This is a genomic window from Mycobacterium basiliense (genome assembly GCF_900292015.1).
Classification (GTDB): Bacteria; Actinomycetota; Actinomycetes; order Mycobacteriales; family Mycobacteriaceae; genus Mycobacterium; species Mycobacterium basiliense.
In genome coordinates this window covers 3,611,182-3,624,067 of record NZ_LR130759.1, presented here as the reverse complement: position 1 = coordinate 3,624,067, position 12,886 = coordinate 3,611,182, and the positions used below count along the sequence as shown (strand labels likewise).

6 protein-coding genes are annotated in these 12,886 nt (G+C 67.6%); 4 read left to right on the top strand and 2 right to left on the bottom strand.

All coding sequences use genetic code 11. The features are described 5' to 3' along the window. Nucleotides 1-507 precede the first annotated feature (507 nt). Nucleotides 508-810, top strand: a complete 303-nt coding sequence (locus tag MB901379_RS15235; RefSeq protein ID WP_158017421.1) for a hypothetical protein — start codon at nt 508-510, stop codon at nt 808-810. A 185-nt stretch (nt 811-995) separates the two neighbouring features. Here MB901379_RS15235 and MB901379_RS15230 read toward each other — a convergent pair whose 3' ends face one another. Beyond that, nucleotides 996-4,157 carry a protein kinase domain-containing protein gene (locus tag MB901379_RS15230; protein WP_158017420.1) on the bottom strand — a complete coding sequence of 1,054 codons (3,162 nt, stop codon included), beginning with the start codon at nt 4,155-4,157 and terminating at the stop codon, nt 996-998. A gap of 277 nt (nt 4,158-4,434) precedes the next feature. Continuing rightward, complete coding sequence (locus MB901379_RS15225) at nt 4,435-5,586, bottom strand: BTAD domain-containing putative transcriptional regulator (RefSeq protein WP_158017419.1); 1,152 nt, start codon at nt 5,584-5,586, stop codon at nt 4,435-4,437. Nucleotides 5,587-5,885: 299 nt separating this feature from the next. Here MB901379_RS15225 and MB901379_RS15220 point away from each other — a divergent pair, with 299 nt between their 5' ends. The 3 genes from MB901379_RS15220 to MB901379_RS15210 all read left to right on the top strand — a co-directional run bounded on the left by MB901379_RS15220 (nt 5,886) and on the right by MB901379_RS15210 (nt 12,819). Next, nucleotides 5,886-6,995, top strand: coding sequence for a flavin-containing monooxygenase (locus tag MB901379_RS15220; protein WP_158017418.1), 1,110 nt, complete (start codon nt 5,886-5,888; stop codon nt 6,993-6,995). 37 nt (nt 6,996-7,032) lie between these two features. Beyond that, entirely contained in the window at nt 7,033-8,658 is a 1,626-nt protein-coding gene (locus MB901379_RS15215; RefSeq protein ID WP_158017417.1) for a LuxR family transcriptional regulator, read from the top strand. 759 nt (nt 8,659-9,417) lie between these two features. Continuing rightward, the gene (locus tag MB901379_RS15210; protein ID WP_158017416.1) at nt 9,418-12,819 is read left to right on the top strand and encodes a PE family protein; all 3,402 of its coding nucleotides are present in this window, start codon (nt 9,418-9,420) and stop codon (nt 12,817-12,819) included. Nucleotides 12,820-12,886: the final 67 nt, after the last annotated feature.

The window sequence follows — 12,886 nt, the reverse complement described above, 5'->3', positions numbered from 1 at the left end:
GGTGCCTGGTTGTTTGCTGCATGCCCGGCGCCGCGGTGCTGATAAGAACGGGACGTGCGCCGTTGCCTTTCGGTGTATCCATCTCGGACTCTATCCTTTCGCCGAAGCGTTTTTCGAAGGTGCGACTGCGACTGCAAAAAGAGATTTCGAAGGAGCTCAGTTCGGCATCCGAGAACTCAGTGCCATCGTCGCCCGGTGGGCTGCGATCGCCATCGAAACCTCCTACTGTTGCCTGGGTTACCTGCGGTGGCACAGCCGAAGCGGCCGCGGGCAGAAGCTTGCAACCCGGGGCCGACCTACCTGGGCATTGGGCTGTGTGCTTGGAACATGCTGGGCTCGCATGTCAGTACTATTGGGGCCCGACCTTTACAAATCCTTACCGTCGTCCAGTTGGCCTGCCTTGATAGCTCACTGGTGTACCCTCGTCGATCGGTGCAACCTTTACCCGCGGGTACCAGCAGTGGAGAACCGCCCGTGTGGGCCGCGAAAGCATCCGCGCCCGGCCTCATGCCCCCGGTTTCGCACGGTCAGCAGATCCTCGTCGATGGTGGGCTGGTGAACAGTTCCCCGGCCGACGCGAGGCGCGCGGATCCGGATGACGAAGTCATATGGGTGAACCAACGCCGAAAGTACCTGCTGTCGAAGGGCTTTGGCTTCCTGCCGTCGTTTTGTCGGCACCCCGGGTTGGTCCGGCTGCTCATGGCCGGCGCCGATGAAGTGTTGCCGCCGCTGCAAGACATTGTTTCGCGTCGTGGACCTTACGACCTCCGGCCGGAACCTGGGCGAGGCGCCGCGAGTTGCGGCCATTAGCGAGCCCGACGTCTCGGCAGTCGGAATGGTGAAGTTCAAACAGATTGATGACGCCGTGGATTCCGGGCGGATGGCAGCCCGGGCGGCTCCGGAAGCGAGGCCAAATCTTGTTGGCTGCTAAGAGGCGCTATGCGATTTTGATGCGCAACACGAAACCACCGGGATCAGAGATCACCTCAAGCCGGTTACCGTCCGGCATTGCCCGGGGCGCCTGCGAAATGGTTGCTCTCGTCTTCGCCCATGGCCACTACGACGGCCTGGTGAAAGCTCAGTGCGCTGCCTTGGTTCCACGCCGCCGCATATTCCGCGTCGTCGAGCCCGGCGCGGGAACGTTGTTCGCACTGGTCGTGTAGTCCGGAGAACAGTGCCATCAGCGGAAATCCGGTAGCCGGGCTCAGCACATTGGCCGCGGCCATCAACATGACGGCACGTCGGAAGTCCTCGTTGGATCCGGCGCACCAGGCCAGCGCCTCAAAATACTGCGCGGCCATCCACCGGTCATTGAGGGCCCGACAAATTTGCAGACCCTGCCGCAGCTGTTGTTCGGCGCGGTGGAACTCGCCTCGTCGCCATGCGCTAATTCCGTTGCACACCAACACATATGATCGTTGTAGCGATTCGTCGTGCGATTCAGACACGGCAAGGGCCTTCTCGAACCAGTCCGATGCGTTGTCGATATCGCCCCAAAACAGCGAGTCCCAACCCAGGAGCAGCATCGCGCAACCTTTCGATTGCAGATCCTCGGTCGCCGACGCAGCGCGCCGCAGGCATTCCCGTGCGCGTTCGAAGTCGCCATTGATCATTGCCATGTGGCCGTCGGTACATTCGAGCACGGCGATTTCTCGTCGGTCGGCCAGCGATTCGTAAAGTTGGCGTGCTTGCGTGACTCGTCTTGTCGCCTCCGGCAAATTGCCGCGAAAATTTGCGAACTCCGCAATGTGGGCCAAGGCTCGGACGTGTTGGGGACTCGGTATGGGCGGTGAAGCGGTCAAGGCGAGATCCAGCCAGCGGTAGCCTTCGCTGAACATGCCGCGCGGAATCCAGACCTCGCGCAGATTGGCGGCCAATTCCAGCGCGGTGGCGGGGTCGTGGGTGAGGCAGAATTGCAGCGCTTCGCGCAGGTTGGGCATTTCGGCGGTGAGGCGATTGAGCCACTCGATTTGGTGAGGTCCAAACCAATCACTGAACGCTTGTGCCGACAGACGGTGGTAGTAGTCGGCGTGGTGGTGGCGTAGTTGGTGGTGTTCGGTATCGGTGAGGTGGGTGCGGCCGTAGTCGCGCAGGGTGTCGAGCAGGCGGAACCGAACCTGGCCATCGTTTTCGGTGCGGATCAGGATGGACTTGTCGACCAGCGTGCACATCACATCCAGGCACTGCTTGTCGGTCAAACTGTCGGCGCTGAGGTGCCGGGCGGCGGGCAGATCAAAACTGCCGGCGAACACCGATAGCGTTGCCCACAGGTGTTGTTCGGTGGGGGTGCACAGGTCATGGCTCCAAGCCACACAGCTGACGAGGTTTTGTTGACGGGTGGGCGCACCGCGGTGGCCACGGCTGAGTAGATGGTAGCGGTCGGCCAGGCCGTCGGCGATCTGCTCGATCGACAAGGCGCGCAGCCGAGCGGCGGCCAGCTCAATGGCCAGCGGCAAGCCGTCCAGGCGCGCGCATACCCGGGCCACCGTCGCGGCGTTGGCTTGGGTCAGGCGGAACTCGGGGACCCCGGCGCGGGCGCGTGCCACGAACAACTCCACCGCGTCATAGCGGGCCAGACTGCCCAGCGTGGAGTCGGCGTCGGGTTCGGGCACCGGCAACGGCATTAGCGGCAGGACGGATTCCCCGTCGACATCGAGGACTTCGCGGCTGGTGGCCAGGATGTGTAGCTGCGGGCAGTGGTGCAGCAAGGTGTCGACCAGCTTGGCCACCGCGTCGATGATTTGTTCACAGTTATCGATCACCAGCAGGGTCATACCGTGGCCGAGGAAGTCGACCAGCACGTCGGTGGGTGGCGCGCCGGTCTGATCGCATACCCCGAGGGCGGCAAGGGCCACTTCGGCCAGTATGTCGCCGTCGGCCAGCTCGGCCAGCTCGACCAGCCACACCTGATCGGAGAACTCGGCACGCAACTGGCCGGCAGCGGCGGTGGCCAGGGTGGTCTTCCCGACCCCGCCCATCCCGGTCACCGTGACCAGCCGTGAGCCGTACAACGACTTGCGCAACTGCGCCAGCTCGTCGCGGCGCCCGACCAACCTGGCCGGCAGCACCGGCACCCGGCCCGGACCGCGGCCTTCCGCTCCTGAACGGGTGCCTGTCGGCCCGCGCCGCGCGGAGCGGCTCCGCTCCGCACCGTCGGCGCCGGGCAGCGCCATCGCATCGACAGCCAGGCCATGTTCGGCTTGGGCCCGCTGGATCAGCTCACCCAGCTCCTGCGCCGAGGGTCGATCTCCGGGCTCGCGGGACATCGCCGCGTTGACCACCTCGGCCACGTCGGCGGGAATATTGCTGCCGCGTAAGTCTGGGATCGGCTCGCTGGCAATTCGGAGGAATTGCGCCACTACCTGCTCACCATTGCGCCGCTCGAATGCCGCATGACCCGTCAACCCGGCAAACAGGCTGGCCCCCAACGCATATACATCCGATGCGGCGCTGGGTGGCTCACCGGCTAATAACTCGGGTGCGCTGTAGGCGGGTGACCCGACGAATACCCCGGGCGCGGTCTGAAATCCCGCCTCGGTACGCGCGATTCCGAAGTCACACAACGCCGGCTCGCCATAATCTGTCAGCAACACGTTGGCCGGCTTGACGTCTCGATGCACCACGCCCACCCGGTGCGCCGACTCCAACGCTCCCGCTATCTTCACCCCGATTCGCAATACCTCTTCGACCGCCAATACCCCGTAGCGCTCGATTCGCTGCTGCACACACCCGTGCCCGCAAAAGGGCATCACCAAGAACGGCAGACCACTAGCGGTTTGGCCGACCTGCAGCACCGGCACAATGTTCGGATGCGCGGTCAGCCGGGCCATCGCCTGCTCCTCGCGCAGAAACCGCGGCCCCAGATCCGCCACATCGGCGGTCAACGTCTTGACCGCCACCACCCGGCCCAACTCGGTCTGCACACACCGATACACCACCCCGTACCCGCCCCGGCCCACTTCATATGCGTCGATGAAGCCCAGCTCAGCTAACTCCGCCACCGCATTCGCGGTGGTGATCCCCGCCAACTCACCCGCATCAGCGGTGGCGCTAAAGAAGCCGCCGTCGACCCTACGCACACGATGCTGCACGTCATACGGCTCGTTCTCGGTCACGGCTGGGTCGGATGGCCGTTTACCTGCATCGGTACCCGTCATCGGACCTCCTGCGACGACATTGCCCAGCAACCAGCACCTTGACTGTCGCACTCGCGCGGCGGCTGTAGCAATTCCCCAAACCTAGCGACTTGTTTTGTAGGAACCTGGTCGTGCGTCCGGTGGATCCGGCGATAAAGATGCCGGGTGTGGTTCACGGACCCACTCGTTGCGCCTCATTATCGCCCGAGACCAGCCGAGCCGCTCAGCAATTGCCGTTGCCGCCAATATCAGCACCTCCGGTTCCCAGGCCACGACCCCGTTCGACAGCGACGAGCTCTCACGAGGTGGTTTCGAACATCAGCTGGTGTTCGGCGATGCGAATCCGGTCACCTTCGGTCAGGGCGGTGCTGGTATGGATGCGTCGGCCAGAAACCGAAACGCCGTTAAGCGATCGCAAATCCACTATGACGAAGCTGGAACCGGTGTCGACGACCGCGGCGTGGTGACGGCTGACCTTGGAACCCGAAAGGACGATGTCGTTATCCGGGCTGCGCCCGATACGGGTGGTGGTAGCCACCAGTGGGTACCTACGTTCATTCGCGTCGCGTAGTGAGGGGCCGCGGGTGGCGTCCGGAAGCGCCGTCATGTATTGCGATGCCGTCAGGTAATGCGACAACGTGCTGATGGTTTCATCGGCGTTCGCCTGCGCGGCCTTGATGACGTCGAGCGGTCGCTGACGAAGGATCCGCACGTGCAGCGCACGCAGCGCAGGAGCGGGGTCGACGCCGAGATCGGCTGCCAGCCTGTCCCTGAGTCGCCGAAAGGCATCGAGCGCATCAGATTGGCGGTCGGCCAGATAGTAGGCGGTGATCAGCTGTGCCCAAAGCGGCTCCCGATAGGGATGGTCAGTGGCGAGTGTTTCGAGCTCACCGATCACGGATTGAGGTCGGCCGCAAGCGATTTCGACTTCGGCGCGAGCGACGTGTGTGCCCACCTTTTCCTCGGCAAGTCCGGCTGCAAAGGCGTCGACGAAGTTGAAGTCGTGCAGGTCGTCGAGCACAGGACCGCGCCACTGCGCAAGCGCGGCCGAGAAGTGTTCGCTGGCCTGCTCAAACCGCGCAGCCGCGGCGGCCCGTACACCGGCGTTCTTTGAGGCCACGAATAGGCCGAGGTCGTAGTCGCTGTCGGCAACTGTGAGTCGATACCCAGGCGGCGTGTTTGCCAGCAGCCCGCGGGTCTCGATGCCGGCGCCGGCCATCAGGCGACGCAGCTTTGACACATACGCGTACAGCGTGTCTCGCGCCCCCGGGGGAGCTCCCTGCTCCCACGCCGCGTCGATCAATGCATCGATTGCGACGGGTCGGTTGCGATTGATCAGCAACGCGGCCAGCACCGCTCGTTGTTTGGGGGTACCCAGCGGTATGGCCGCGCCATCGATCGTCATCTCCAATGGCCCGAGGACACCGAACCCAACACGATCGTGCGCCATCGACCCTCTAGTCCCCGGCTAGGCCAGCAGCAGCGTGCACAACTCCCTATTGTGAGCGAGACGCCGGCCGTTGGCGGTGGGATTGCCGAATCGCGCAGGTGAGCCGCCCTGCCGTCGCATCGTGCCGCCGCGCTGGCCGCTGGTTGCCCGGATCACGTTGCCATCTCGGTATCGCCACCGCAGAATCACCCACGCCGCGTGCGGTGCGAATGGGTATATCGCCCGATGTCGGCCGGCTCACCTGGCTCCTAGCGTCGAGATATCGGCTTCGCTGAACGCAGTGCCTGTGAGGAGGACCGATGACTACACAACACGTCCAGACCCTGATCATCGGCGCCGGTCAGGCGGGTTTGAGCACGGGGTATCACCTGCAGCGACTCGGCCGCCAATTTCTGATCGTCGACCGCAATGCCCGAATCGGAGACAACTGGCGGGCGCATTACGATTCTTTGCGGCTGTACACGCCCGCGAAGTACAGCGGCCTTCCGGGCCTTGCCTTTCCGGGACACGATGAGTGGGAGTTCCCCAGCCGAGACGACGTCGCCGACTATCTCGAGAGGTACGCGATGCGTTTCGACTTACCGGTGCGGATGAACACCGGGGTAGTTCGGCTGACCAGCGGGACAGGCGGTGGCTACCTAGCAACCCTCGGTGACGACACCATCGCCTGCGACAACGTGGTCATCGCCACGGGCACTTTCGGTCGGACACCCAATGTTCCCGCCCTGGCGCGCCGGCTCGATCCCGGCATTCGGCAGTTGCACTCCAGCCGCTACCGTTGTCCGGAGCAATTGCAGCCTGGACCCGTGCTCGTCGTCGGCGCCTCCCATTCGGGCACCGATATCGCCTACGAACTCGCCGCGGGACGAAGGACGGTGCTCGCCGGGCGCGACTGCGGTCAAGTTCCCGTGCGCTGGGATTCCTTTATGCTTCACGCTGTTTTACCGGTGCTGGTATTCCTGTGGCGCCACATCATCACACGTCGTACCCCGATCGGACGCAAGCAAATGCGGAAGATCCGCGCACACGGCGGGCCTATGCTGCGGGTAAAGCGGCAAGACCTTGCCCGCAGGGGAGTCGAACGCCACACCGCCCGAGTCACCGGCGTCGCGTCGGGCCTGCCGATGCTGGCCGACGGGACTGTCCTCGATGTGCGGAATATCGTTTGGTGCACCGGTTTTCGACAGGATTTCGATTGGATCGAACCGTCTATCGCGGGTGACGACGGATGGCCCGCGGAATACCGTGGCATCGCCGACCGGGCGCCGGGTTTGTACTTCTGCGGCTTGGGTTTCCAATTTGCCTTCGGGTCAATGTTGTTGATCGGTGTCGGTCGCGATGCCGAATTCGTTGCACGCCGTATCGCCTCTCGGGTCCCCAGCGTCGAAGCCGCACCGGTCGTTGCGTGACTTGCCGGCGGCGTATCGTCGGTGTGGGTGAATCGTATTGGGCGTCGTCGAGAGTTTGTTGGAAGCTCGGGAGGCGTATGAGCGCCGTGACTGGGTGGCGGCCTACGAGCGGCTTTCTGACCTCGATACCGCCGCACAGCACGGAGCCGATTTTGCTTGCCTGGCCACCGCCGCCTACCTGACCGGCCGGAACAATGACTGCGTACAGGCGCTCCAGCGGGCGTATCACTCCCACCTTGACCGCGCCGACGTGATGGGAGCGCTGCGTTGCGCATTCTGGCTGGCGCGAACGCTGCACGACATGGGTGAAACCGCGATCGCCAGCGGTTGGCAAGCCCGCATGCAACGGCTGCTCGAAGACGCAGCCGGCGATGTTGCCGAACGTGGGTATTTGCAAATCCTGCGGATGTTTCGCCATCTCTCGGCCGCCGAGTTCCAGGACGCGGCCGAATGCGCGGCGTCCATCACCGACTACGGCCGACGGTTCCACGACGCCGATCTGACGGCGGTGGGCCTTTCGTCGCAGGGCCGACTCTTGATCTACGCGGGTCAGGTACGCCACGGCTTCGAGTTGCTCGATGAGTCGATGGTGGACGTGGCCGCCGGGGCGGTATCGACGATCTTTGCCGGTCAGGTCTACTGCTCGATGATCGAGGCGTGTCAGGAGACTTCAGATTTCGACCGCGCTGCCCAATGGACGACCGCGCTGACGCGCTGGTGCGCCGACCAGCGAGGCCTGATTGCATTCACCGGTCAGTGCGCGGTGCACCGGGGCCAGATCATGCGAGTACTCGGCTGTTATCGCGAAGCGCTGCAAGAGTTTTCCCTCGCGGTCGAGCGCTATCGAGTGATGGAAGCCGTCGCTCCGACCGGTCTTGCGTTTGCCGAGCGGGGCGACGTGTTGCGGATCCTTGGTGAGTTCGACGCCGCCGAGGAGGCCTATCAGGCGGCCCGCCAGTACGGTCATGACCCCCAACCGGGCCTCGTCCTGCTCTGGCTGGCGCAGGGGCGGACGGCATCGGCAGTCCATGCGATGCGGCGGTTGCTGGCGGAGTCGCGCCATGCCATCGGGCGATCGCAGCTGCTGCCCGCGGCCGTACAGATCCTGGTTTCGGCAGGCGAGCTCGACCAGGCGGAGCGGTTAAGCGGCGAATTGACGCAAATCGCAGCCGAATTCGGTAGCACGGGAATAAGGGCGATGGCCGCCTATGCGACCGGCGCCGTTGCCAACGCCCGGGGAGACCATGGGCGGGCGATTGCCCAGTTGCGCGCCGCCGCGGACGGGTGGGCCAACCTGAACGCACCGTGCGAACTTGCCCGGTGTTCCACATTGATTGGCCGATCCTTGCGGGCGCTCGGTGACGAGGACTCGGCCGTCGTCGAATTCCAATCGGCGCAGCGAGTTTTCGCCGAACTCCGATTGGCTAACGCGGCGCGCGACGTGGCCCGACTACTGCGGCCGTCGACGCCGGGTGGGCTCACCGCCCGCGAGGTCGAGGTTCTGCGATTGGTGGCCGCGGGGAAGACCAACTCTGAAATCGCTCAGAGTCTGGTACTGAGCGAGAAGACCGTGGCCCGCCACCTGTCCAATATCTTCGCCAAATTGGACGTGAAGTCCCGCACTGCGGCGGCCGCCTACGCGTTCAATCAACACCTGGTGTGAGCCGGCGCCCGGGCAGGATGCGGCCGCGGCGCATGCTTGCGGGGCTCTGAAGTGAGCTGGTAGCGGGGCGTGTTCCAGCAGCACGGGCCGGGCGTAGCGCCGAGCGCCTGCCCGGCGCCGCCAAGCACGCGACGGTTGGCTTGCTGCCAAATCCGGCGCGAGGACCTAGCTCGGTCTGTCGGCGAGCGTTCGTGCGGGTGGATCTGCCCTATTGGTCCGCGAATTACAGCTGACAATGGTTAACCACGGAAAATGCTCGAGCGACCGGAAAACTCCGGTCGGCGGGCCCATTTGATTGAGCCAATCCCTGCAAATCCCCGCAAATCCCCGCAAATCCCCGCAAATCAGATGCGCCATGCGCTCGCGGCGTCGAGCTTTTTGGCGCGCAGCACGCGTCTTAGCGGCATCGGATGTGGCGTGACAGCCTTGTTGGACAAGGGGTTTGCGTCGGATGTAGCGCAGAGCGCTCGCATGGTGTCTCACGCGAGGCCCGCTGTGCGCACGGGTCGTGCGAGAGTTAATTCGCAATTAATTCATCATCCTTGACAGTGCTGTCGGGCTGCTATGTAGTTGGTGCGCGATATTGCTGAATCCATCAGTCGTAGCTCGTCATTAATGGCGTTGGGCGGTAGTTGCAGATCATTAGTTACAGCGGATGCGAGGGGAAGTTGCGTGGAGCGGCTCGGCGGGCTGTCGCGTGTCCGGGCTCAATAGGCGACGCGTCGTTGCAAGCCATGTCGGTTAGTGGGAGGTTCGCTGATGTCGTATGTGTTCGCCACGCCGGAGTGGATCGCCCTGGCGGCGCAGAACGTGAATGGCATCGGGTCAACGATCGCGACGGCCAATGCGACGGCTGCGGCCTCGACGACCGATCTGCTGCCGGCGGCCGGTGACGAAATATCGCTGGCGATCTCACGGATTTTCGGCGCCTTCGGCCAGGAATATCAGGCACTTAGCAAGCAGACGGCGGCACTTCATGCACAGTTTGTGCAGGCTCTGCGACAGGGCGCGGGTGCCTATGCGACCACCGAGGCCGCCGCTGCGGCGTCCTTGCAGACCCTCGAACAGGACCTGCTGGGCGTGATCAATGCGCCTTCCGAGGCGCTGCTGGGACGCCCGCTGATCGGTAACGGTGCCAATGGCGCCGCGGGTACCGGAGTGGCCGGCGGTGACGGCGGGATCTTGTTCGGTAACGGCGGCAACGGCGGGTCGGGCGTGCCCGGCGGCAACGGCGGGGCCGGCGGGTCGGCAGGCCTGTTCGGGGCCGGCGGGCTCGGCGGGGCCGGCGGCGTCGGGGCGTCGGGTGGAACCGGTGGCAACGGCGGAGCGGGCGGCAGTGGCGGGTGGCTGCTCGGCGCTGGCGGGACCGGTGGGGCCGGCGGCGCCGGTGGGACCGGCGGCGGGGCCGGTGGGCTGGGTGGAAACGGGGGTAGCGGCAGGGGTTTGGGGTTTGTGTCCGGATTGTTTGCGCCCGGCGCCGGCGGTGTTGGTGGTGAAGGCGGTAGCGGCGTCGGCTTCGGCACGGACGGTGGCGCTGGTGGCGCTGGCGGGGTCGGCGGTGTCAACAACTCGCTGTTCGGCGGGGTGGGCGGGGTCGGCGGGACTGGCGGTGCCGGCGGCACCGGAGACACCGGCGCCGCCGGTGCGGCCGGGTTTGCCGGTGGCATTGGAGGCACCGGCGGGGCCGGTGGAGCCCATCCGTTGTTTCTGGGCGCCGGTGGGGCCGGTGGCGATGGCGGGGCGGGTGGCGCGGGCGGTGCGGGCGGCAGCGGCGTAGGTGCTAGTAGCTCCGGCGGATCGGGCGGGGTGGGCGGCAACGCGGGCGCCGCTGGAGCCGGGGGGGCCGGCGGCTTGTTGGGGACGGCCGGCCACGCGGGCATCGGTGGTACCGGTGGGGTTGGGGGTATCGGTGGCGCGGGTGACGTCGGCTCGACAGGCGGCGCTGGCTACGCGGGCGGCTCGGGTGGTGACGGCGGCGACGGCGGCGGTAGTGGCGTCGGCGGTATGAATGGTGCCGGCGGTGCCGGTGGCGCCGGCGGAGCCGGTGGGACTGGTGGTGAGGGTGCCGCCGATAGCGGCAGCGGCCCAGGTGGTGGCGGCAGGGGTGGTGGTGGCGGCACCGGTGGCACCGGCGGAGCAGCTGGGGCGGGAGGAACCGGCGGGGTAGCGGGGGCCGGCGGCGCTGGCGGCCTTGGCGGCACCGGCGGCGTCGGCGGCGCCGGAAGTCTCAGCAATGCCGGCGGCACCGGCGGCGGTGGGGGCGTCGGCGGAGACGGTGGCAGCGCCGGTGGGCTGGGCGGCACGGCCGGCGTCGGCGGCGGTGGCGGCACTGGCGGAGCCGGCGGGGCGGGTCTCGCCGGAACTGATTCCGCCACGCCCACTGCCGGGGGTGACGGCGGTGACGCCGGCGGTGGCGGGCAGGGTGGGGCCGGCGGTGCGGGCATCGGCGGTGTCGGCGGGGGTATGGGCGGCAATGGCGGCGAGGGCGGCACCGGCGGAGCGGGGGGATCCGGTGGGCACAACATCGCCGCCGGCGGCGACGGCGCCGCCGGCGGTAACGGCGGCCGGGGCGGAACCGCCGGCGCCGCGGGTACCGGAACCGACGGCGGCGCGGACGGGAGCAATGGGACCGGCGGCGTCGGAGGAGCCGGCGGGCTCGGCGGCAACGGCAACGATGGCAGCAACGGCAGCGACGCCTCCGGCGCGACATCGGCCACGGCTGGCGAGGCCGGCGGAGCCGGTGGGGATGGCGGCGACGGTGGGGACGGCGGTGCCGGCATCGGTGGCGCCGGCGGTGGTATTGGCGGGGCGGGTGGGGCCGGCGGCTCCGCCGGTCTCGGAGGGAAAGGTGGAGCCGAAACCGGCATTGGCGACGGGGGGGCCGGCGGGGAAGGTGGCGTCGGTGGCCAAGGTGGTGCTGGTGGGGCCGGTGGCACGGATGGCGGCAGCGGTGGCGTCGGCGGGGTGGGGGGTAGCGCTGGCGGCGGCGGGGCCGGTGGTATCAACACCGGCATCGGCAACGCAGGGTCCGGCGGGGAAGGTGGCGTCGGTGGCCAAGGTGGTGCTGGTGGGGCCGGTGGCGCGGATGGCGGCAGCGGTGGCGTCGGCGGGGTGGGGGGTAGCGCTGGCGGCGGCGGGGCCGGTGGTATCAACACCGGCATCGGCAACGCAGGGTCCGGCGGGGAAGGTGGCGTCGGTGGCCAAGGTGGTGCTGGTGGGGCCGGTGGCGCGGATGGCGGCAGCGGTGGCGTCGGCGGGGCGGGTGGTAGCGCTGGCGCTGGCGGGGTCGGCGGTACGAATCCAAACCCCGGCGCCGGCAGTGGCGGGGTGGGTGGCGCCGGTGGCCAAGGTGGTGCCGGGGGGGCCGGTGGCACGGATGGCGGCACTGGTGGCACCGGTGGGGCCGGCGGCGCCGCTGGTGACGGTGGAGCCGGTGGGGACAGCTTGCAAGAGGACGGGGGAGCGGCGGGTCAAGGTGGCACCGGTGGCAAAGGTGGCGCTGGTGGGGCCGGCGGCACCCATGGCGGCAGTGGTGGCACCGGAGGGGCGGGCGGCTCCGCTGGTCATGGTGGACACGGTGGGAACGGTCCGTCTGGGGACGGGGGAGCGGGCGGCCAAGGTGGCGCCGGTGGCGAAGGCGGCGCCGGTGGCGACGGCGGCGCCGATGGCGGCAGCGGCGGAGCCGGTGGGGTTGGCGGCGGCGCTGGCGCGGGCGGGTCCGGCGGTAGCGCTGGCGTGCTTGGGTCCGGCGGCACCGGGGCCGATGGAGGCATTGGTGGCCAGGGCGGTGCCGGCGGCACCGGGGGAACCGGCGGTGGCGATGGCGGCATGGGCGGGGCGGGCGGCGGCGGCGGGGCCGGCGGTATCGGAGGTGCCGCCGCGGCCGACGGCAATGGTGGCGACGGGGGCAACGGTTCCGTCGGGGGCACTGGCGGTGCCGGCGGCATCGGTGGCGACGATGGCGGCGATGGCGGCGACGGTGGCCCTGGCGGCGACGGCGGCGATGGTGGCGTGGGCGGTTCCGGCGGCTTCAGCGGCACCCCCGGCAGAAACGGCAACGGCGGGGCCGGCGCCCAAGGGGGCATCGGTGGCCAGGCTGGAAGCGGTGGCTCCGGGGGCAGCGCCGGTAGCGGTGGCGCTGGCGGCTCAGCCGGCGGCTAGTCGGGTCGGCGCCCCCGTGTGCGACGGGCGGACGTCAACCACGCATCACCGCCGATGCCGGCCGCAC

Coding starts and splice junctions, on each gene's coding strand:
- MB901379_RS15225 (WP_158017419.1), bottom strand. CDS start 5,586: ATGGCGCACGATCGTGTTGGGTTCGGTGTCCTCGGGCCATTGGAGATG.
- MB901379_RS15210 (WP_158017416.1), top strand. CDS start 9,418: ATGTCGTATGTGTTCGCCACGCCGGAGTGGATCGCCCTGGCGGCGCAG.
- MB901379_RS15230 (WP_158017420.1), bottom strand. CDS start 4,157: ATGACGGGTACCGATGCAGGTAAACGGCCATCCGACCCAGCCGTGACC.
- MB901379_RS15220 (WP_158017418.1), top strand. CDS start 5,886: ATGACTACACAACACGTCCAGACCCTGATCATCGGCGCCGGTCAGGCG.
- MB901379_RS15235 (WP_158017421.1), top strand. CDS start 508: ATGCCCCCGGTTTCGCACGGTCAGCAGATCCTCGTCGATGGTGGGCTG.